The following is a 19,640-nucleotide window of genomic DNA, read 5'->3' as shown; positions in this document are numbered from 1 at the left end:
CTACTTCGCTGGAGGCGGCATGCGCGAGATCAGGTCGGCCCACTTCTTGGACTCACCTGCGATGAACTGACTGAAGGTCTGCGAGTCCATGTAGGCCGGCTCCGCAGCCAGGTTCGTGATCTGTTGTTGAACGTCCGAGTTTGCGAGAGTCTTCTGCAGCGCTTCGGAGAGCTTGGCACGCACGTCGGCAGGCGTCTTGGCGCCGACGAACAGCCCCATCCAGGCCGGTGCCGCGTACCCTTTCACGCCTCCTTCGGCGATTGTGGGAAGCTCTGGCGCAACCTTGCTGCGCGTGGCACTGGTGACCCCCAGAGCTACGAGCTTTCCAGCCTTGATGTGCGGGTAGGCGGACGTGAGGTCAACGACGGCTAGCGGCACCACGCCTCCCAACAGATCGGTCACGGCCGGACCGCTCCCACGATATGGCACCGCGGAGAGCGAGACGTTCCCCATCTTCGACAATAGTTCTCCCGACAGATGTTGGGACGTGTATTGGCCTGGGGTCGCATACGAGATCCTTCCGGGCTTCGCCTTGGCATCGGCCAGAAGGGCTTGCAGGTTGCCGTAGCTCGCCGAGGCAGAGGCCACGACTATCAGCGGAATGTCTGCCACCTTTCCGAGGGGATGCAGATCCCGCTGCGGGTTCAGCGGCGGCGCATCGGGCAGATGAGGATTCACAGCAATCGCGCCCGTAGCCCCCAGGCCGATGGTGTAGCCATCCGCCGGCGCACGCGCCATCGCCATCAGGCCCAAGGCTCCGCCAGCCCCCGGCTTGTTGTCCACGACGACCGGTTGGCCGAGTTGGTGCGACATCTCCTTGCCGACGATGCGCGCAATGGCGTCAGCGGAGGCGCCGGGCGCGAAGGGCACGACCAGGGTGATGGGCTTGGCCGGGAAGGATTGGGCTCCCGCCGCCCCGCAGATCATCGAAAGAAGCGCGAAGGGGGTGGCCAGCCGCCAGATTGAAGCGATCACGATTTGTCTCCTTTGGGTTTTATTCAGGTTGAAGGTTGGCCGCTTTGGCAACCTTGGTCCAACGGGCGATGTCGCTCGCGATGCGCTTGGACAGGGCCGCGGCGTCGCTATCGCCTGGATCCATGCCGAGCGCATGCATCTTCTCGACCATGTCCTTGTCCTTGAGGATCTCACCCGCTGCCGCACGCAGCTTGGCGAGCACCTGGGCCGAGGTGCCCTTGGGCGCCATCAGGGCCGTCCAAATCGGAGCGTCGTACCCCGGATAGCCCAGTTCAGCAATCGTGGGCACGTCCGGTAAGGCAGCCGAGCGCTTGGCGGTCGTGACTGCGAGGGCCTTGAGCTTGCCGCCCTTGACCTGCTGGATCACAGCAGGGCTGTCCAGCACGCCCGACTGGATCTCGCCACCAAGCAGGCCCGTCACGACGAGGCCGGACCCCTTGTAAAGGATGTGATTGAACTTCACACCCGCGGTGGACGAAATTGTCTCGGCCACGAGCACGAACGAGGTCGTCGGCGTCCCGTTGTCCAGCTTGCCGTCCTTCGTGGTCTTAGAGAACTGCACGAGTTCAGCAAAGTTCTTCACGGACAAGGAAGCCGGCACGGTCACGACGAGTGGAAACGTTCCGAGCAACGCGATCGGCTCGAAGTCCTTTAGCGGGTCGTACGGCAGGTTCTTCATCAAGATCGGATTGGTCGTCAGTCCGCCGCTAGAGGACACGAGCAGCGTGTAGCCGTCCGGCTGCGCCTTGGCGACGAAGTCGTTGCCAATGGCGGAGTTCGCGCCGGACTTGTTCTCGACGATGAAGGTCTGCTTCAGCTTTTCCTGCAACTTGGCTGCAAGCAGGCGGGCGAGGATGTCGTTGGTGCCGCCGGGCGCGAAGCCGACGACGATCTTGACGGGCTTGTCCGGATAGGCCTGGGCCGAAGCGACCTGGGGGGCGAACGAGATGAAGGTCGTGGCGAGCGCAGCGCCGAGTATGCGCAAGGCTGCCCTGCGTGGGCGTGCCGATGGCTTGTGCATTGTCTTGTCTCCGTTGGGTCGTCGGGGGCGACGCTATCAATCCAGTCCGCATGCCGGATTGGAAGTCCATTTTATGGACACAATTCCAAGATCGTCAAATTTTGATCAATCAGTCCGCCTGACGGACAATCAATGACATGCCACAGTTCGGTGCAAATCCGGCGACCTGGAACGAGTGACCAGACCAGGCAGACCAGGCTTACGTGGCCTGGATGCTCGCGTCAGAAGGCCTTGATGCCAGGCACGCCCCTGTCACCTCAATAAGCCCACGCAGGATCCCTGGCCAGACGGCATCGACGCGGACCACCCTCGCCGTTCGCGCAGTCAAGTTGCGTGCGACGAATTTGCAATTTGCTTGCGATTGAGGGCATCGATGGCGTAGCCGAATTGGCGTCTCATTCAGGCCAGTTGCTGACCTCAGGCCGATTCACTTCCTTACTGATGCGCCCTATGCGCCGCGCACCTCCACGGCAATGGTTCACACCAGGAGCGAAGTAGGTGCGCATGAAGGTCAAAGCACGTTGCCCCCATCAACGTGTTGACCGAGTCAACGTATGCCTTTGTGCTGCGAGGATTCCCGAATCGCGTGGCTACAACCGACTCCTCTTTCGCATGATGCTGCCCCGTCGTTCGACTACTGGCGGAGTGGACAATCTTCTCGTCGCCGGGCGTTGTGCCTCCATGACCCACAACGGCCAATCAGCCGCCCGAGTGACAGGTGCCTGCTTCGTGATGGGCCGGGCTGCCGGTGCAGCTGCTGCACTGGCAGTGTCAGGCGGGGTCTCAGTCCACGAGATCGACGTCAAAACGCTTCAACGTACGATCGAGAGCCAGAGCGCCTTCCACGGGCGAGGATCGCTCGACGATCATCCTCAATAGAAGTTCGAGAAAGGCGTATGAGAACGGCGTTACCGCCGCGTCATTCCGGGCGCACTACCGAAAGCACTTGGCAGTCTCGCTTCGGCAAAGCACTCAGGCGGCATTTGTTTCCTTGCTCCCATACCCCAGCATGGCTGAGAGGTTCTTTGACTCCTCCTGCAAGAGCTTTGTGATCTGTTTGAGGCGCTCCGCCCCTAGTCTCACTTCGGGGCCGAAGACCCCGATCGAACCCGCCACAGCCGCATTTCTGTCAAAAAACGGCACCGCGACGGCTACGGCCCCGGGAATGAGTTCGCTGTGGCTGCTCGCCCACCCGCGCTTGCGCGTACGGGCCAGTTCCACTTCGAGCTCCTTGGGATTGATCCCGGTCCCCTTCGCATAGGAACTCATCTCCTCCGCAGTGGCCCCCATGTACGCCAAGATCGCCCGGCCCGTGGCACCACGCACGATCCTTTCCGTGTAGCCAACGCCGCGCTTGAAATTGAGCGGTTGGGGGCTCGGCAACTCCGCGACACAGAGCCTCAACTCGCGCTGGGGCAGAAACATCGCCACCGTCTCGCCTGTTGCTCTCCAGATTCGCCGCAGGACCGGTTCCGCCACGGCGGCCAAATCGAGACTGGACGTCCAGACGTGGGCCAGACGCGCGACTGAGGCTCCCAAGCGGAATCGCTGTGGCTCCCCGACGGAGATCAGAAACCCGTGCTCCTGCAGCGTGTACAGGAGCCGGTAGAGCGTGGGCCTGGACAGGTCCACGCGCTTTAGCAACTCGGATGCGGAAAGCTCGAAATCCTGAGCCGTGAAAGCCAACAGGATTTCCAGCGCACGCCCGACGGCGCGCACGTTTTCATTCTTGTCTGTGGTAGCCACAACAACTCCTCTCGATGATGACATTTCTTGCCTATTGTCCGCCACACGGACACAGTCCTGCGGACCACGCCGACAATCTGTGCAATGCGTGCGCCGCAGTCGCCAAGGCGCCGAAGATGCTGCATCGATAAAGCTTTTTTATGAATCGCTGCAGAGGTTTCATTTTCCTGTTGCCGATGCACTGCCTCTAATCAGGGACTTCTTCTATACCCATCTGGAGCACCGCATGACCAAGAAAATCGAGACGCAAGTACTGATTGTCGGAGCGGGGCCAGTTGGCCTGACACTCGCCATCGACCTGGCTCAGCGAGGTATTTGCGTCCTCGTTGCGGAAACACGGCATCGCGGCGAGCCCCCCAATGTCAAGTGCAATCACGTGTCGGCCCGCACGATGGAGATCTTCCGTCGCCTCAACATATCGAAGGCGGTGCGCGAAGCCGGTCTTCCACCGGACCATGCGAACGACGTGTCGTACCGCACCACCTTCACAGGCCAGGAGCTGTCCCGGATCCACATCCCAGCCAGGGCAAGCCGGTACAGCGACAGGAGCGGGCCCGACGGATGGTGGCCCACCCCGGAGCCACCGCACCGAATCAACCAGATCTATCTCGAGCCTGTTCTCTTCGCTCATGCAGAAGTGACCCGAGGCGTGACCATTCTCAACCGCATGCGTATCAACAGTTTCAGCCAAGACGACGGCGGCGTGAGTGCCCTGGGTGTCGACATCGACACCGGCGAAGAGATTCGGATTTCCAGCCTGTACATGATCGGCTGCGACGGCAGCCGCTCCGCCGTGCGTAAGGCCATCGGCGCCAAGCTCTCCGGCACGGATGTCGTGGGGCGCGTGCAGTCCACCTATTTCCGGGCACCCGATCTCCTCTCACGCGCCGAGTGCACTCCGGCATGGGCCACGTTCTCGCTCAATCCTCGCCGCAGCGGTAACGTGTACGCCATCGACGGGCGGGAGACGTTCCTGCTGCACAACTATCTACGCTCGGACGAACTGGATTTCGAATCCGTCGATCGCGACTGGGCGATTCGCACCATCTTGGGCGTCAGTGACGATTTCGAGTACGAGATCCTTTCCAGGGAAGATTGGATCGGGCGTCGCCTGGTGGCCGACAGGTTCCGTGATCGACGGGTCTTCATCTGCGGGGATGCATCCCATCTGTGGATACCGATGGCCGGCTATGGCATGAACGCGGGCATCGCAGACGCAATGAATCTGTCATGGCAACTGGCCGCGCGCCTGAATGGTTGGGGCGGCGAAGACGTACTGGCCGCCTATGAAGCCGAGCGTCAGCCGATCACCGAGCAGGTCTCCAAGTTCGCCATGGACCACGCATTGGCACTGCAGAAAGAACGCGAAGGCGTACCGGCGAGCATCGAGGAGCCAGGCCCAACCGGCGTGGCGGCTCGCAAGCTCGCCGGGCAGGTACTTTACGACCTGAACGTCAAGCAGTACTGCTGCGGCGGCCTGAACTTCGGCTACTTTTACGATGCCTCGCCGCTGATCGCCTATGACGGCGAAGCGGCCCCTGCCTATGCGATGGACCAGTTCACGCCATCCACTGTCCCTGGTTGCCGCACGCCTCACTTCTGGTTGGCTGATGGCCATTCGCTCTACGATGCAATGGGCTCCGAGTACACGCTGCTGCGATTCGATCAGGCAGTCGACATCGGCCCGTTGGAACACGCTGCAGCACGCAGGGGCGTTCCGTTAACGATTCTGGATGTGCAGGCAAAGGAGGTGCCGAGCGCATACCGAAACGCGCTCGTGCTTTCTAGGCCAGATCAGCACGTCGCCTGGCGCGGCGACTGCCTTCCTGCAGACCCGCTGGCGCTTGTCGATCGACTGCGCGGCAGTCTCTCTGGCAAGGCTGTCCTTTGAAGGAGCGCAGGCGCGAATGACGGTCCGCCTAGTCGGGCGTGGTTCGCTATGGCTTCCGAAAGACGAACTCCTGCAGGCTCACGGCGGTGGGCGGCAGTGTGCTGCCTCGCCTGAAGATGAAAGCGGTGTTCCGCTCCACCAGTGGGCGCAGAATGCGACGCGTTTTCAGGCTGTCGTTCCGCGAGGTCCCCACGATCGAACCCGGCACCACTGCGACACCGAGGCCTCCGGCTGCGAGCGCGATCGCAGTCGTGAGCAAAGACACCTCATTTGCGATCCGAAGCTCGACGCCCGCGTCCAACGCTGCGCGATCAATTCTCCTGCGCACACCGTATCCCGGCTTGACCGTGATGACAGGGTACGCACTCAGTTGTTTCCACGTCAGGTGCTTCTCTGTGGAAAAGTACCTCGGCGTTGCCACCGCCACAAGTGAGTCACGGAGAAACACTTGCTCCACCAGGCTCGGGACGGCCGCCTCCAGCGTTCCGATGCCGCAGTCAACACGCCCGCTGACGATTCGCTCGACGAATTCGCCGGGGGAGCAATCATCGATGAGCAGTTGCACATCCGGATGAAGCGCGGCGTACCCCCGCAGTATCGATGGCAGAAGCGTCTGTGCGACCGTGGAAGTCGCGGCAATGCGAAGCCGACCTCGCCTACTTCCGGAGTAGTCGGCCATCGACCTTCCCAGTGACTCGAGTTCCGCCAGCGTACGCACGGCGTAGCCATAAGCCTCCACCGCCGCCTCCGTGCGGCGCAGGGAGCGCGTCGAACGATCGAAAAGACGCACGCCAAGACGTTCCTCCATTTCGCGGAGCAGGACGGTGACGGCCGGCTGCGTCACTGAAAGCATCTGGGCTGCAGCCGATACATGGCCGCTTTGATAGACCGCGACGAACGCGCGCAACTGCCGCACCGACGGCAATCCGCGCAGCGACAAGGGTTCTCTATGAATCATCTCTCGATTGAAACCTCACGTGGACTCGTGCGCACCCCACTGCTGCTCGCTTACGTTTCAGACACCGCAGCCACAACAGCTCGTCTGGGCGATGGTACTTCTCGCATTTGTCCGCCACACGGACACTTTGACGCACACTCGGACAAGTCCATACAATGGATGAAATGTCCACCCCACGGACAAGCATAAAGGAGACTGTTTTATGAGTTCGATCGTTCCGGTCACGCTGCTGTTTTCCGACGGCGTCGCACATCGACTGGACGTGCCGTGCGGCAAGAAGATCGTGGAAGCTGCCAGCGAAGCTGGACTGAATCTCCTGACCGACTGCTCCAACGGCCAGTGCGGAACCTGCACTGCGCAGTTGCTTTCAGGCACGGTTGAGATGGAGGACTATGACGCGGCCATCCTGCCCGATGACGACCGCGACGCCGGCATGGTCCTTCCCTGTGTCTGCCGCGTCACCAGCGCGTGTGCGGTGGAGTTTCCTTACGAGTCGGCCGAAGCTCTCTCAGAGGAACCCGCGCCAATCGACGGGGAGGTCATTGGGGTGCGCCAGGTCGCCAGCGAGACCATGCTGCTTGAGGTTTCAATTCCGGATGGGATCCAGTTCGAGCCCGGACAGTACGTGCGGATCCATCCCGAAGGCTCGGACTTTCATCGGTCGTATTCCATGGCCAACGTGCCAGGGAGCAGTCGTCTGGAGTTCTTCATCCGGCTCGTGCCGGACGGAGCCTTCTCGAACTGGCTGACCGGTGCCAAGGCAGGCGACAAAGTGGAACTGAGCGTTCCCCACGGCACCTTCTTCCTGCGCGACGAAGATCGCCCTCGTCTCTTTGTCGCCGGTGGCACTGGCGTGGCTCCGTTCCTGTCGATGCTGCGAAGCATGGGTGACAAGGCCCGGGCGCAGCCCACCACGCTGCTTATCGGCGCACGCACGCCCGGCCACCTGTTTGCGCTCGAGGAACTCGAGGCTCTTCGCTTGGCCTTACCGCATGTCCAGGTGAGGCTGGCCGTCGAGCAAGACGCGAACGCCGACTGTCACCAAGGCTACGCGACCGATCTGATCACCGCTCTTGGCCTGGCCCCCACCACACGTGTCTACCTCTGCGGCCCGCCGCCGATGGTTGAAGCCGGCCGCAGGGCCGCAGAAGCAGCAGGCCTGCCGCGCCAGGACGTCCTCTGCGAACGATTTGCCTGATTCCTCCGCTCTCGCTCACCCTCAACCGAGATAACCCATGATCCCGATCACCACCGAATCCCGTTACAACGCGATGATCAACCTGCGCAAGGGCGAGATCAGCCGCGAGATCTTTTCCGACAAGGAGATCTTCCAGGAAGAACTCGAGAAGGTCTTTACCCGCGCATGGCTGTTCGTCGGCCACGAAAGCCAGGTCCCCAATCCCGGTGACTTCTTTACCTCGCGCATGGGCGCCGAATCGGTGATCCTGGCCCGCGACAAGAAGAAGAAAGTCCATGTATTTCTGAACTCGTGCCGCCATCGCGGCATGAAGGTTTGCCAGTACGACCACGGCAACACCACTCTTTTCACCTGCCCCTACCACAGCTGGAGCTACACCACCGAGGGCAAGCTGTTCGGGGTGCCGCAATTCAAGAACCTTTATGAGGGCTGCCTGGATAAGGAGGAATGGTCGCTCATCGAGGTGCCAAAGATGGAGATCTACAAGGGCACGGTATGGGCGTCCTGGGACAAGGATGCACCAGACCTCATGACCTATCTGGGCGATGCCAAGATGCACTTGGATCTGGCTTTGGATTGTCGCGACGGTCGTGAGGGCGGCTCCGAGGTTCTCTTCGGCGTGCACAAGTGGATCATCCCCTGCAACTGGAAATTCGCCGCAGAGAACTTCCTCGGCGATACCTATCACAACGTAAGCCACCGCTCCGTGGACCTGATCGGCATCGGCCCTTCCGCTGAAGCCGGCGCCAAGGGCCGCCGCGACAACGAGCTCGAGAAAGCAAAGCACCTGTGGGTGAACTTTCCCGCTGGCCACGGCGTGCACAGCGCCATCATGCCGGAAACCTGGGAGTTCCTCGACACCTACCAGAACGATCCGATCGTCGCAGAGTACTTCCGTGAAGCCCACGCCAAACGCAAGGAGCGGCTCGGCGCCGAGCAGCATCGGCTCGTACCGTTCGTCGGCACGATCTACCCGAACGTGTCCTTCCACGGCAACCAGCCGCGCAACCTGTGCGTGTGGCACCCGCACGGCCCGGAGTCCACCGAAGCCTGGCGCTTCTTCCTCGTCGATGCGGATGCCCCACAAGAGGTCAAGGACTTCCTGCGTAGCTACTACATGCGCTACTCCGGCCCGGCCGGCATGACCGAGCAGGACGACATGGAAAACTGGAACTACGCCACCGCCGGCAGCCGCGGCGTCATTGCCAAGCGCTACCCCTACAACTACGCACAATCGCTCGGCAAGGTTGAAGCGAGTGGACCCGTCGCCGGCAATGTCAGCCTGCAGGTTAGCGAGGAGAATCCGCGGCAGTTCTACCGTCGCTGGCGCGACTACATGAACAGCGCCGACTGGGACACGCTCCTGGGCCGCAAGGACAAGGAGCCGGCGAGCTTCGCCGCCTGATCATGGGCGTCGTCATCGTCACAGGTGGAACCTTCGGCCTGGGCCAGTCGATCACGGTCGAACTGGCTCGGCGGGGGAACAAGGTCGTGGCCTTTGGTCTCGCACAGCCGCAGGTTTCCAGCACGGCCCAGGGGTTCGACAGCCTCATGGGTGAACTGAAGAGCGCAAGCTGCACCGCCGATATCCTGGAAGCAGACGTCTCGAATGCAGCAGACGTCCAGCGCGTCATCGATCACACCATCGAAAGACACGGCGCAATCAACGGACTGGTCAACAACGCGGCGATCGGTCCGCTGGGAACGGTTCTCAGCACTGACGAATCGACCTTCGAACGCATCGTCGGCGTGAACCTCAAAGGCACCTACCTCATGTCGCGAGCCGCCCTGCCCCACATGGTTCGCGCAGGGGGTGGGTCGATCGTCAACATCGGTTCCGGCGCAGGCTGGGGCAAACCGAACATGGCGATCTACAGCGCCAGCAAGGGAGCGATCGTCGCCTTGAGCACCGCCATGGCCTACGACCACTTCCACGACCGCGTGCGCGTCAACGTCGCCATTCCGGGCGGAGGCGGGATTGTCTCAGGCATGAGTGTCGGCCGCATGGGCGGCGACGTCTCTGCCTTCAAGAGCAAACCAGCACCTGGCACGGTCGCAGGACGCCCGGCCAACGGGCGAGACCTCGCCAATGCAGTCGCGTTCCTGCTTTCCGACGACGCAGCAACCATCTCGGGGACCGTCATCGACGTCGGCTGCTTCGCCCACCAGGGCGGGCCCATTCCCTCCATGCACTGAGCCCAACACCAGGAGAAATCATGTCTGAACTCGCCGAACCGGTGATCGAACACATCGCCCGCCTTCCGCGCGACGCGAAGTATTACGAAGTCAAGCGCGAAATCGAGGAGTTCCTCTACGACGAGGCGAATCTCCTCGACGAACGGCATTTCAAGGAATGGGTGGACACCCTCGCCGATGACCTCGAGTACTTCATGCCGATGGAATACAACGTCAAGGCGGGTGAACACGCGCGCCGCGAACTCACCACCCGTGAGAAGCAGATGAGCTGGTTTAACGAGGGTAAGTGGACCCTGACCAAGCGCGCCGAGCAGATTCTCACAGGCGTGCACTGGGCGGAGGAGCCCCTTTCGCGCGTCAGCCGCCTGGTGAGCAACGTGCAGCTCACTGCTATGCAGACCAACGATGGCGGTGATCTTGAGGTCGACGTGTCGAGTCGCTTCCTCACCTACCAGAACCGCTGCGAATACGAGCAGTACTTCTTCGTTGGCGATCGCAAGGATCGCATCCGCAGGACGGCCAACGGCTGGAAGCTCGCACGCCGGGAAATCCGCATCCACCAGAACGTGCTTCTGGCAAAGAACCTCAGCATCTTCTTTTAACAAGGGGGCGCCATGCTCAATCTCATCAATGTCCAGGTCGGGCAGACCATCCGCCTGAAAAACGGTGCCGTGGCCGAAGTCACCGAGAACATCGGCGACGGCATCTGGCTGCAGTTGCGCAACCCCGAAAGTGGTGAAGAGGAACTCGTCCACTGCGAAGAAATGCTGGAGTTGGTCGAACAGCCGACCAACCAGCCCTCAAGCCCCACCTGAACGCGACGGCCGCCACCGCGGCCAGCGGAGCCCTGACTTTGAACCCCCACGACTATCACTTCAACTACGCACCGTACCAGCTGACAGGCACGGTCTACGGCACCTTGCTCAATGATCGGCATGCGCTGGCGGCGCTGGGCGACAGCATCCACGAACTGCCGTACAAGGGCGCACCAAAGGCACCCGTGCTGTACGTCAAGCCTCGAAACACCTTCCAGCCGTCCGGCGCAAGGGTGATCACGTCGCAGGCAACCCACGAGTGGGAAGTCGGAGGGTCGCTGGCGCTGGTGATCGGTCGCACCGCATGCCGCGTCTCCGTCGACGACGCATTCGAATATGTCGCCGGCTACACCGTGGTTGCGGACCTGAGTGTGCCCCACGAGAGCTTCTACCGCCCCTCGATCCGATTCAAGGCTAGAGATGGATCGTTGATCGTCGCCGATGAGGTCGTCGCGCAACAGACCGTCACCGATCCTGGCGCGCTGACCTTGCGCACCTATCTGGATGACCAGCTCGTCCAGGAATCCTCGCTGAACAACATGGTCCGTCCAGCGGCCCAACTGCTCGCAGATGTCACGGACTTCATGACCCTTTCTCCCGGCGACCTGCTGCTGCTCGGTGTGCCGCACGGCGCCCCCCGCGCTCGCAAGGGACAACAGGCCTCTGTCGAGATCCGTGGCGTCGCCACGGTGCACGCCAGCTTCGTCGGAGAAGATCAATGAAACGCGCGCGTGTTGCATACGCAGGCGCCATTCACGAAGCAGTGCCTCATCATCAAGGAGTGCAACTGGCTGATGGGCGTGTCGCCACCGAAGACGCCGTGGTGTGGTTGCCGCCGTTCGAGGTCGGCACCATCATTGCCCTGGGCCTGAACTATGCCGATCACGCCAAGGAGCTGTCCTTTGGAGCGCAGGAAGAACCACTGGCCTTCTTGAAGGGCCCCGGCGGCGTGATCGGCCACCGAGGCGTGACACGCCGCCCGGCGGGCGTGAAGTTCATGCACTACGAGTGCGAACTGGCCGTCGTCATCGGCAAGGAAGCCCGCAAGGTGCGACGCGAAACCGCCATGGAACATGTGGCGGGTTACACGGTGGCCAACGACTACGCGATTCGCGACTACCTCGAAAACTGGTATCGCCCCAATCTGCGCGTGAAGAACCGCGACGGAGGAACGGTCCTGGGCCCGTGGTTCGTGGATGCTGCCGATGTCGGTGAGGAGGTCGCGTTGCAGATGCGGACCCTGGTAAATGGCCAAGTGACCCAAGAGGGCAACACTCGCGACTTCGTGTTCGACATTCCCTATCTCATCGAGTACCTGAGTGCGTTCATGACGCTCTCTCCTGGTGACGTCATCCTCACCGGCACACCGGAGGGCGTGGTCGACGTGAAGACAGGCGATGAAGTGATCTGCGAGATCGAGGGCATCGGCCGACTGATGAACACCATCGCGGGCGACGAAATTTTCGGGCGCTAACCCGACCCTGGCAATCAATACTGGAACCAAGACATGCGAATCGACCATCTCATCGGCGGCAAGTCCGTCAAGGGCTCGGACTACTTCGAGACCGTCAACCCCGCCACGCAGGAAGTGCTGGCCGAAGTCGCCTCGGGCGGCGAGGCCGAGGTCAACGCGGCAGTGGCCGCCGCGAAGGAAGCCTTTCCCAAGTGGGCCGGCATGCCCGCGCCCGAGCGCGCGAAGCTCATCCGCAAGCTCGGCGACCTGATCGCGAAGAACGTGCCCGAGATCGCGCAGACCGAGACCAACGACTGCGGCCAGGTCATCGCCCAGACCGGCAAGCAATTGGTGCCGCGCGCGGCCGACAACTTCTACTACTTCGCCGAGATGTGCACGCGCGTCGACGGCCACACCTACCCCACGCCCACGCACCTGAACTACACGCTGTTCCACCCGGTGGGCGTGTGCGCGCTCATCAGCCCGTGGAACGTGCCCTTCATGACGGCCACCTGGAAGGTCGCGCCCTGCCTGGCCTTCGGCAACACCGCGGTGCTGAAGATGAGCGAGCTCTCGCCGCTGACAGCCGCGCGCCTGGGCGAGCTGGCGCTGGAAGCCGGCATTCCGCCGGGCGTGCTGAACCTGGTGCACGGCTACGGCAAGGAAGCCGGCGAGCCGCTGGTGGCTCACCCCGACGTGCGCGCCATTTCCTTCACCGGCTCCACCGCCACCGGCAACCGCATCGTGAAGAGCGCAGGCCTCAAGAAGTTCAGCATGGAACTCGGCGGCAAGAGCCCCTTCGTGATCTTCGAGGACGCCGACCTCGACCGCGCGCTCGACGCGGCCGTGTTCATGATCTTCAGCAACAACGGCGAGCGCTGCACCGCCGGCTCGCGCATCCTGGTGCAGCAGTCGATCTACGCGGACTTCGCAGCCAAGTTCGCCGAGCGCGCCAGGCGCATCACCGTGGGCGACCCGCTGGACGAGAAGACCATCGTCGGCCCGATGATCTCGCAGGCGCACCTGGCCAAGGTGCGCAGCTACATCGAGCTGGGCCCGAAGGAAGGCGCGACGCTGCTGTGCGGCGGGCTGGAAGCGCCCTCGAACCTGCCCAACCGGGTGAAGAAGGGCAACTACGTGACACCCACCGTGTTCGCCGACGTGGACAACCGCATGAAGATCGCGCAGGACGAGATCTTCGGCCCGGTGGCCTGCCTCATTCCGTTCAGGGACGAGGCCCACGCCATCGAGCTGGCCAACGACATCCAGTACGGCCTCTCCAGCTACGTGTGGACCGAGAACATCGGCAAAGCCCACCGCGTGGCCGCCGCCGTCGAGGCCGGCATGTGCTTCGTCAACAGCCAGAACGTTCGCGACCTGCGCCAGCCCTTCGGCGGCACCAAGGCCTCGGGCACCGGTCGCGAAGGCGGCACCTGGAGCTACGAAGTGTTCTGCGAGCCGAAGAACGTGGCGGTGTCGCTGGGTTCGCACCACATTCCGCACTGGGGCGTGTGACCATGGGCAAGCTTGCTCTCGCCGCCAAGATCACGCACGTGCCTTCGCTCTATTTGAGCGAGCTGGACGGTCCACGCAAGGGCAGCCGACGGTCCGCCATCGATGGTCTGAAGGAGATCGGCCGGCGCTGCCGTGAATTGGGGGTAGACACCATCGTGGTGTTTGACACCCACTGGCTGGTCAATGCCAGCTATCACATCAACTGCGGCCCGCGCTTCCAGGGCGTCTACACCAGCAACGAGCTACCGCACTTCATCAGCAACATGCCCTACGAGATTCCGGGAAACCCTGTGCTCGGAAGGCTGCTTGCGAAATCGTGCAACGACTGGGGTGTGGAAACGCTGGCGCACGAAGCCACCACGCTGGGCCCGGAGTATGGAACCTTGGTGCCAATGCGCTACATGAACGAAGATTTGCGCTTCAAGGCAATCTGCGTCTCGGCTCTGTGCACCAGTCACTACCTCAATGACAGTGCGCGCCTGGGCTGGGCCATGCGCCGCGCGGTAGAGGATCACTACGACGGCACGGTGGCCTTTCTCGCCAGCGGCTCGCTGTCCCACCGCTTCGCGCAGAACGGGCTGGCCCCGCAGTTTGCTGACCGCGTCTGGAGCCCGCTGCTCGAGCGCATGGACCGCGACGTGGTGAAGATGTGGGAGAACGGTGAGTGGGTCGACTTCTGCACCATGCTGCCGGAGTACGCCGTCAAAGGCCACGGCGAGGGTTTTATGCACGACACGGCCATGCTGCTGGGCGCGCTGGGCTGGTCGGCCTACGCCGGCAAGGCCGAAGTCGTGACGCCCTACTTCGGATCCTCCGCGACCGGGCAGATCAACGCCCTGTTTCCGGTAACACCACAAGACGGCCACGCCATTCCGAAGGCCCAGGCATCTAGTGCCGAAGGCTTCCAAGCCGTTTCCCGCCTCTGACCCACCACGACATCGAACCGCATGCCGCATCTGGTCGTTCTCTACACCCCAAATCTCGATGGCCGCACCGATATGCCCGCGCTCTGTCGGCGCTTGGCGGACGTGATGCTCGAACAACGCGACGAGGACGGACGCCAGGCCTTCCCCACCGGCGGCACACGAGTATTGGCTTTTCCAGCAGCGCACTACGCGGTGGCCGACGGAAAGGCCGACTACGCGTTCATCTACCTGAACCTGCGAATGGCCGCGGGACGCTCGGAAGCCGTCAAGAAGAAGACGGGCGACGAACTCCTGGCGATCGTCAAGGCGCATATCGGTCCGATCTTTGGCCAGCAGCTATTGGGCTGCACGCTGCAAATCGACGAGCCTCTCGGGCAAGTCTATGACGGCAAGCACAGCAACCTGCATCCCCTCTTCAACAGGAAACACTGAATTCCATGCTCAACGACAACTTGATCCACCAGCTCGCTGCAGAGCTTCATGCCAGCGAGAAGTCTCGCGTACAGGTCGAGCACTTTTCCAAGCGCTTTCCGGAAATGAACATCCAGGACGGCTACGCCATCTCACGTACATGGATGAAGCTCAAGCTCGCCGAGGGCCGCATCGTCAAAGGACACAAGATCGGACTGACTTCCCGCGCAATGCAGCAGGCAAGCCAGATCACGGAACCGGACTACGGCACGCTGCTCGATGACATGTTCTTCGAGCCGGGCGATATTCCTGTCGACCGGTTCATCGCACCGCGCGTGGAGGTCGAGCTGGCCTTTATCCTGAAGGACAAGCTCGAAGGCGAAGGCACGACGATCGAGGATGTGCTGGCTGCCACGGAGTATGTCCAGCCGGCGATCGAGATCATCGACTCGCGCATCGAGCAGTTCGATCGGCATACGAAGGCCATGCGCAAGGTGTATGACACCATCAGCGACAACGCCGCAAATGCAGGGATCATTCTTGGCGGCCACAAGGTCCGGCCGAGCGAGGTCGATCTTCCGTGGTGCGGCGCTGTCCTGCGCCAGAACGGCGTTGTCGAGGAAACCGGTCTGGCCGCCGGCGTTCAAGGCCATCCCGCAGTTGGAATCGCATGGCTCGCTCGGAAATTGGCTCCTTGGGGCGACGCCTTGCTGCCGGGCCAAGTGGTCCTCGCCGGATCGTTTACCCGGCCCATGGCCGCCAAGCGTGGCGATGTCTTCGACGCCGACTACGGATCACTCGGCCGGTTCGAGTTCAGATTCGCCTGAAGGGACCGACCATGCAAATGCCTGAGAACACCTTCAAGCAAGCGATCAGAAAGCGCCAGGTGCAGTTGGGTCTCTGGGTCGGCTTTGCCGACGCCTATGTGGCGGAAGCCCTTGCCACCTCCGACTACGACTGGCTGCTGATTGATGGGGAGCATGCGCCCAACGACCTGCGGGGTGTCCTTGCGCAGTTGCAGGCCATCGCACCGTACCAATCTCACCCGGTAGTCCGGCCGCCGGAGGGAACGACGGTCAACATCAAGCAACTGCTCGATCTCGGCGCGCAGACCTTGCTGATCCCGATGGTGGAGACACCTGAGCAGGCACGGCAACTCGTGTCGGCGACGCGTTATCCGCCCAATGGCGTTCGCGGGGTGGGAAGCGCCCTCGCCCGCTCCTCGCGCTGGAATCAAATCGAGGGCTACCTCGACAAGGCCCAGGATGACATCTGTCTTCTGGTGCAGGTGGAGAGTGCAACTGCGTTGAGCCGAGTTTCCGAGATCGCTGCGGTTGAAGGCGTGGATGGCGTGTTCTTCGGCCCCGCCGACCTCTCGGCCTCGATGGACCTGCTCGGCCAACCCGGGCACCCCAAGGTCCAGGAAGCCATTGTCCAGGGCATTCGCTGCGTCGTCGCTGCTGGCAAGGCAGCGGGCGTCCTTTCCGCAGACCAGACGCTCGCCAAGAAATACCTGGGGACAGGCGCCACCTTCGTCGCGATCGGAGTCGACACCACGCTTTTAGTGCGCGCTGCCAAGGATCTGCTTGTCCATTTCAGGGGCACAACCGCCGCTCCTGTGGGACCGTCGGGAGCCTATTGATGCTGAAACTCAAGGCCCCCTCCCTGCTTCGCTCGCAGATCTTCGTCGACGGCCGCTGGCTCGACGATAAGAGTGCTCCTGCCATCGAGGTTCGCAATCCCTCCGGCGGCGAGATCGTCGGCGCCGTCCCGCGTGCCGGACGCGACGCAACGCGCCGAGCCATCGAGGCCGCCGACGCCGCGTACAAAGGCTGGAGCCGCACTACTGCCGAGCACCGAGCGCGTGTCCTGCGTCGCTGGTACGAACTGATGCTGGAACACCAGGACGATCTCGCCGCAATCATGACTGCGGAGCAAGGCAAACCATTGGCAGAGGCCAAGGGCGAGATCGGCTATGCCGCCTCGTACATCGAGTGGTTTGCCGAGGAAGCCAAGAGGACCTACGGCGATGTCGTGCCATCTCCCTGGGCCGACAAGCAGATCCTGGTCAAGCGCGAGCCCGTGGGCGTCTGCGCCGCCATTACACCTTGGAATTTCCCCGCCGCCATGATCACTCGCAAGGTGGCGCCCGCCTTGGCAGCTGGCTGCACGATCATCGTCAAGCCGGCCGAGCAGACGCCACTGTCCGCCCTGGCTCTAGCGGCACTCGCGGAGCGCGCCGGGGTTCCTCCCGGTGTCCTCAACGTGATCACAGGCACCGCACGGGAGATCGGAGCCGAGCTGACCAATAACCCGACTGTTCGCAAGCTCAGCTTCACGGGCTCCACCGAGATCGGACGCCTGCTCGCGAGCCAGTGTGCCCCGACTCTCAAGCGGCTATCGCTCGAACTTGGCGGCAACGCACCATTCATCGTCTTCGACGATGCAGATGTTGATGCAGCTGTCGAGGGCGCCATCGCCTCCAAGTACCGCAACAGCGGCCAAACCTGTGTCTGCGCCAACAGGCTCCTAGTCCAGGAAGGGATCCATGACGCCTTCGTTGCCAAGCTGTCGATTGCCGTCAAGGCCCTCAAGGTAGGGGATGGTAGAGATGCCGACGTCCAACAGGGTCCGCTGATCGACGATGCGGCCCTGGACAAGGTACTTACGCTGCTCGACGATGCCGTCGGCAAGGGCGCACGCATTGCCGCCGGCGGCGCTCGCCACCGGCTGGGCGGCACCTTCTTTGAACCCACGGTGGTGGCCGAAGTCACACCCGAGATGCGCATCGCGAACGAGGAGATCTTCGGGCCCGTGGCACCGATCATGCGCTTTCGTTCCGAAGACGAGGCCATCGCCATCGCCAACTCGTCGGAATTTGGTCTCGCCTCCTATTTCTACTCTCGCGACATTGCACGGGTCTGGCGGGTTGCCGACGCCATACAGGCCGGCATGGTGGGCATCAACACCGGCATCATCAGCACGGCCGTGGCGCCTTTCGGGGGCGTCAAGCAATCGGGTATGGGCCGCGAAGGATCCCGACTGGGCATCGAAGAGTACATGCACACCAAGTACATGTGCATTGGCGGACTTTGACGAACGAGAGGAATTTGCACGATGGAAACTGAAACACAATTGCGCCGCGACCTCGCGAACTGCTACCGCCTGTTCGATTGGCTAGGTTGGACCGAACTCATCTTCAACCACATCACGGTCCGGGTTCCAACGCCAGCGGACGAAAAGGCGCAGTACCTGATCAATCCCTTCGGCCTGCACTACTCCGAAGTGACGCCGGAGAATCTTGTTCGCATCGATATCGACGGCAATGTGCGCGACGGCAGTGGTGGATGTGTCAACAAGGCCGGCTTCATCATTCACAGCGCCATTCACGCCGCCCGCGAAGACGCACATTGCATCATGCACGTGCACACCACCGCGGGATGCGCGATCTCGTGCAAGGAGGAAGGCCTGCGGCACGACAATTTCTACACCGCGATGCTGTATGAGGACGTGGCATACCACGAGTACGAAGGCGTCACGACCAAAGAAGACGAGCAACCGCGACTCGTCGCCTCGCTTGGAAAGCGAAACCACCTGATCCTTCGCAATCATGGCCTGCTCGTCGTCGGACCGAACATTCCCTCGGCATTCAACCGGCTGTGGACGCTGCAGCGCGGCTGTGAGATCCAACTGGCTTCGGACGCCGGCCGTGGTTCGAATCGCCGGATCCCTACAGAAATCCTCAAGGCCGTACCGGAAACCCGCGTCGCTGGCAGCGCAGAAACGCACCGCCTCATCTTCGAGACGATGCTCCGGCGCGCCGGCATCCCGCCCGCTGCATGACACACATGCTTTGCGCACCCAAGAAAAGGTCCCGCTGTGTCGCGCGAGGCTCATGTCGGGTATTTGGTGCCGGGCTCGGCACCGTCCATTAAGCAAACGCGCATCCCTTCCTCCTGGGTGCCGACAAATGCGTGCCCAGCTATAGATGCCGCGCCACTGTCGAATCGCGCTCTCCTCCGCGAATAGTTTCGTCCGAAGAATATCTCGGCTGTACCGCCTCCAGCCACGGTCAGCGAGCACCTTAGGACGTCGCTTTGCGTTCAAACCAGTCGAGATGCGACGTTAAGGGGTTCATCGTCAGCACATCGTCGTACAGCATCACAAGGCCATTGGGAGCATAGAGTTCACCAAGTCGGACTCCAACCCAAGTGATTGGCATGGGAATCGATGACTGGACCGATGCCGGAGGGAAGAAATCGCTGATCAAGCGCATCGAGAAGGCGTTAAGCAACCTGCCAGCCGAGTTCCCAAACGACCAGGGAACCGCATGCGGTGCCTTCGGAAGGCCATGGCTATTTGAGCACGGAGGTCTCGGGCACCTTCTGCATTACAACCTGGCCGGCCACCCATGCCCCAAAGTCTTGGTATTCCGCAGGAGGACTAGCATGCCCTCACCCGGAGGGTCGGCACCGGCCTCGACCACCTGAGCGTTCAGCAACTGCGCGAGATCTGTCTACCGTGCAGACGCGCCG

General features: G+C 62.2%; 20 protein-coding genes. 16 read left to right on the top strand and 4 right to left on the bottom strand.

The genetic code is table 11. The features are described from left to right. Both EJP69_RS14525 and EJP69_RS14520 read right to left on the bottom strand, forming a co-directional pair. Window positions 1-975 (bottom strand): Bug family tripartite tricarboxylate transporter substrate binding protein, encoded by a 975-nt coding sequence (locus tag EJP69_RS14525; protein WP_170217111.1) that lies wholly within the window; start codon window positions 973-975, stop codon window positions 1-3. A gap of 19 nt (window positions 976-994) precedes the next feature. Continuing rightward, a complete protein-coding gene (locus EJP69_RS14520) occupies window positions 995-1,996 on the bottom strand; it encodes a Bug family tripartite tricarboxylate transporter substrate binding protein (protein WP_126470861.1) in 1,002 nt (333 codons plus the stop codon). Between the two features lie 504 nt (window positions 1,997-2,500). Here EJP69_RS14520 and EJP69_RS14515 point away from each other — a divergent pair. After that, a complete protein-coding gene (locus EJP69_RS14515; RefSeq protein ID WP_309937592.1) occupies window positions 2,501-2,875 on the top strand; it encodes an FAD-dependent oxidoreductase in 375 nt (124 codons plus the stop codon). A 93-nt stretch (window positions 2,876-2,968) separates the two neighbouring features. Here EJP69_RS14515 and EJP69_RS14510 read toward each other — a convergent pair whose 3' ends face one another. Continuing rightward, the gene (locus EJP69_RS14510; protein WP_405054322.1) at window positions 2,969-3,742 is read right to left on the bottom strand and encodes an IclR family transcriptional regulator; all 774 of its coding nucleotides are present in this window, start codon (window positions 3,740-3,742) and stop codon (window positions 2,969-2,971) included. Window positions 3,743-3,968: 226 nt separating this feature from the next. Between EJP69_RS14510 and EJP69_RS14505 the strand changes: the two genes are divergently transcribed. Next, window positions 3,969-5,633: an FAD-dependent oxidoreductase gene (locus EJP69_RS14505; RefSeq protein WP_126470856.1), complete on the top strand. Its 1,665-nt coding sequence runs from the start codon at window positions 3,969-3,971 to the stop codon at window positions 5,631-5,633. Window positions 5,634-5,679: 46 nt separating this feature from the next. On the opposite strand, the gene EJP69_RS14500 is transcribed toward EJP69_RS14505, so the two are convergent. Beyond that, window positions 5,680-6,573 carry a LysR family transcriptional regulator gene (locus EJP69_RS14500; protein ID WP_240652146.1) on the bottom strand — a complete coding sequence of 298 codons (894 nt, stop codon included), beginning with the start codon at window positions 6,571-6,573 and terminating at the stop codon, window positions 5,680-5,682. A 220-nt stretch (window positions 6,574-6,793) separates the two neighbouring features. Between EJP69_RS14500 and EJP69_RS14495 the strand changes: the two genes are divergently transcribed. From EJP69_RS14495 to EJP69_RS14430, 14 genes are read left to right on the top strand one after another with little or no spacing between them, the layout of a single operon-like run. Next, on the top strand, window positions 6,794-7,789 hold the full coding sequence (locus EJP69_RS14495) for a 2Fe-2S iron-sulfur cluster binding domain-containing protein (RefSeq protein ID WP_126470852.1): 996 nt from the start codon (window positions 6,794-6,796) through the stop codon (window positions 7,787-7,789). A 37-nt stretch (window positions 7,790-7,826) separates the two neighbouring features. Next, window positions 7,827-9,194, top strand: coding sequence for an aromatic ring-hydroxylating oxygenase subunit alpha (locus tag EJP69_RS14490; protein ID WP_126470850.1), 1,368 nt, complete (start codon window positions 7,827-7,829; stop codon window positions 9,192-9,194). A gap of 2 nt (window positions 9,195-9,196) precedes the next feature. After that, window positions 9,197-9,985 (top strand): SDR family NAD(P)-dependent oxidoreductase, encoded by a 789-nt coding sequence (locus EJP69_RS14485; protein ID WP_126470848.1) that lies wholly within the window; start codon window positions 9,197-9,199, stop codon window positions 9,983-9,985. Window positions 9,986-10,005: 20 nt separating this feature from the next. Next, window positions 10,006-10,587, top strand: a complete 582-nt coding sequence (locus EJP69_RS14480; protein ID WP_126470846.1) for a 3-phenylpropionate/cinnamic acid dioxygenase subunit beta — start codon at window positions 10,006-10,008, stop codon at window positions 10,585-10,587. Window positions 10,588-10,599: 12 nt separating this feature from the next. Then, complete coding sequence (locus tag EJP69_RS14475) at window positions 10,600-10,800, top strand: hypothetical protein (RefSeq protein WP_126470844.1); 201 nt, start codon at window positions 10,600-10,602, stop codon at window positions 10,798-10,800. Between the two features lie 38 nt (window positions 10,801-10,838). Then, window positions 10,839-11,522 carry a fumarylacetoacetate hydrolase family protein gene (locus tag EJP69_RS14470; RefSeq protein ID WP_240652145.1) on the top strand — a complete coding sequence of 228 codons (684 nt, stop codon included), beginning with the start codon at window positions 10,839-10,841 and terminating at the stop codon, window positions 11,520-11,522. Then, entirely contained in the window at window positions 11,519-12,274 is a 756-nt protein-coding gene (locus tag EJP69_RS14465) for a fumarylacetoacetate hydrolase family protein (RefSeq protein ID WP_126470840.1), read from the top strand. The genes EJP69_RS14470 and EJP69_RS14465 overlap by 4 nt, the downstream gene beginning before the upstream one ends. A 33-nt stretch (window positions 12,275-12,307) precedes the next feature. Further along, on the top strand, window positions 12,308-13,768 hold the full coding sequence (gene hpaE, locus EJP69_RS14460; protein ID WP_126470838.1) for a 5-carboxymethyl-2-hydroxymuconate semialdehyde dehydrogenase: 1,461 nt from the start codon (window positions 12,308-12,310) through the stop codon (window positions 13,766-13,768). Window positions 13,769-13,770: 2 nt separating this feature from the next. Further along, window positions 13,771-14,694: a 3,4-dihydroxyphenylacetate 2,3-dioxygenase gene (gene hpaD, locus EJP69_RS14455; RefSeq protein ID WP_126470836.1), complete on the top strand. Its 924-nt coding sequence runs from the start codon at window positions 13,771-13,773 to the stop codon at window positions 14,692-14,694. A 21-nt stretch (window positions 14,695-14,715) separates the two neighbouring features. Further along, the gene (locus EJP69_RS14450; protein ID WP_126470834.1) at window positions 14,716-15,126 is read left to right on the top strand and encodes a 5-carboxymethyl-2-hydroxymuconate Delta-isomerase; all 411 of its coding nucleotides are present in this window, start codon (window positions 14,716-14,718) and stop codon (window positions 15,124-15,126) included. Window positions 15,127-15,131: 5 nt separating this feature from the next. After that, window positions 15,132-15,932 carry a 2-oxo-hept-4-ene-1,7-dioate hydratase gene (gene hpaH / locus EJP69_RS14445; RefSeq protein WP_126470832.1) on the top strand — a complete coding sequence of 267 codons (801 nt, stop codon included), beginning with the start codon at window positions 15,132-15,134 and terminating at the stop codon, window positions 15,930-15,932. Between the two features lie 11 nt (window positions 15,933-15,943). Beyond that, window positions 15,944-16,747 carry a 4-hydroxy-2-oxoheptanedioate aldolase gene (gene hpaI / locus EJP69_RS14440; RefSeq protein WP_126470830.1) on the top strand — a complete coding sequence of 268 codons (804 nt, stop codon included), beginning with the start codon at window positions 15,944-15,946 and terminating at the stop codon, window positions 16,745-16,747. Continuing rightward, window positions 16,744-18,201 carry an NAD-dependent succinate-semialdehyde dehydrogenase gene (locus EJP69_RS14435; RefSeq protein ID WP_126470828.1) on the top strand — a complete coding sequence of 486 codons (1,458 nt, stop codon included), beginning with the start codon at window positions 16,744-16,746 and terminating at the stop codon, window positions 18,199-18,201. The genes hpaI and EJP69_RS14435 overlap by 4 nt, the downstream gene beginning before the upstream one ends. 21 nt (window positions 18,202-18,222) lie before the next feature. Continuing rightward, complete coding sequence (locus EJP69_RS14430; RefSeq protein WP_126470826.1) at window positions 18,223-18,948, top strand: class II aldolase/adducin family protein; 726 nt, start codon at window positions 18,223-18,225, stop codon at window positions 18,946-18,948. The last annotated feature ends 692 nt before the right edge of the window (window positions 18,949-19,640 follow it).

The organism is Variovorax gossypii, from assembly GCF_003965815.1.
Lineage (GTDB): Bacteria > Pseudomonadota > Gammaproteobacteria > Burkholderiales > Burkholderiaceae_C > Variovorax > Variovorax gossypii.
This window is presented reverse-complemented; position numbering and strand designations above follow the sequence as displayed.

What these genes read in the sequence shown, in the direction of transcription:
- hpaD (WP_126470836.1), top strand. Translation starts at nt 13,771, where the DNA reads ATGGGCAAGCTTGCTCTCGCCGCCAAGATCACGCACGTGCCTTCGCTC.
- EJP69_RS14450 (WP_126470834.1), top strand. Translation starts at nt 14,716, where the DNA reads ATGCCGCATCTGGTCGTTCTCTACACCCCAAATCTCGATGGCCGCACC.
- EJP69_RS14475 (WP_126470844.1), top strand. Translation starts at nt 10,600, where the DNA reads ATGCTCAATCTCATCAATGTCCAGGTCGGGCAGACCATCCGCCTGAAA.
- EJP69_RS14490 (WP_126470850.1), top strand. Translation starts at nt 7,827, where the DNA reads ATGATCCCGATCACCACCGAATCCCGTTACAACGCGATGATCAACCTG.
- EJP69_RS14515 (WP_309937592.1), top strand. Translation starts at nt 2,501, where the DNA reads ATGAAGGTCAAAGCACGTTGCCCCCATCAACGTGTTGACCGAGTCAAC.
- EJP69_RS14495 (WP_126470852.1), top strand. Translation starts at nt 6,794, where the DNA reads ATGAGTTCGATCGTTCCGGTCACGCTGCTGTTTTCCGACGGCGTCGCA.
- hpaI (WP_126470830.1), top strand. Translation starts at nt 15,944, where the DNA reads ATGCAAATGCCTGAGAACACCTTCAAGCAAGCGATCAGAAAGCGCCAG.
- EJP69_RS14465 (WP_126470840.1), top strand. Translation starts at nt 11,519, where the DNA reads ATGAAACGCGCGCGTGTTGCATACGCAGGCGCCATTCACGAAGCAGTG.
- EJP69_RS14505 (WP_126470856.1), top strand. Translation starts at nt 3,969, where the DNA reads ATGACCAAGAAAATCGAGACGCAAGTACTGATTGTCGGAGCGGGGCCA.
- EJP69_RS14485 (WP_126470848.1), top strand. Translation starts at nt 9,197, where the DNA reads ATGGGCGTCGTCATCGTCACAGGTGGAACCTTCGGCCTGGGCCAGTCG.
- hpaH (WP_126470832.1), top strand. Translation starts at nt 15,132, where the DNA reads ATGCTCAACGACAACTTGATCCACCAGCTCGCTGCAGAGCTTCATGCC.
- hpaE (WP_126470838.1), top strand. Translation starts at nt 12,308, where the DNA reads ATGCGAATCGACCATCTCATCGGCGGCAAGTCCGTCAAGGGCTCGGAC.
- EJP69_RS14480 (WP_126470846.1), top strand. Translation starts at nt 10,006, where the DNA reads ATGTCTGAACTCGCCGAACCGGTGATCGAACACATCGCCCGCCTTCCG.
- EJP69_RS14520 (WP_126470861.1), bottom strand. Translation starts at nt 1,996, where the DNA reads ATGCACAAGCCATCGGCACGCCCACGCAGGGCAGCCTTGCGCATACTC.
- EJP69_RS14430 (WP_126470826.1), top strand. Translation starts at nt 18,223, where the DNA reads ATGGAAACTGAAACACAATTGCGCCGCGACCTCGCGAACTGCTACCGC.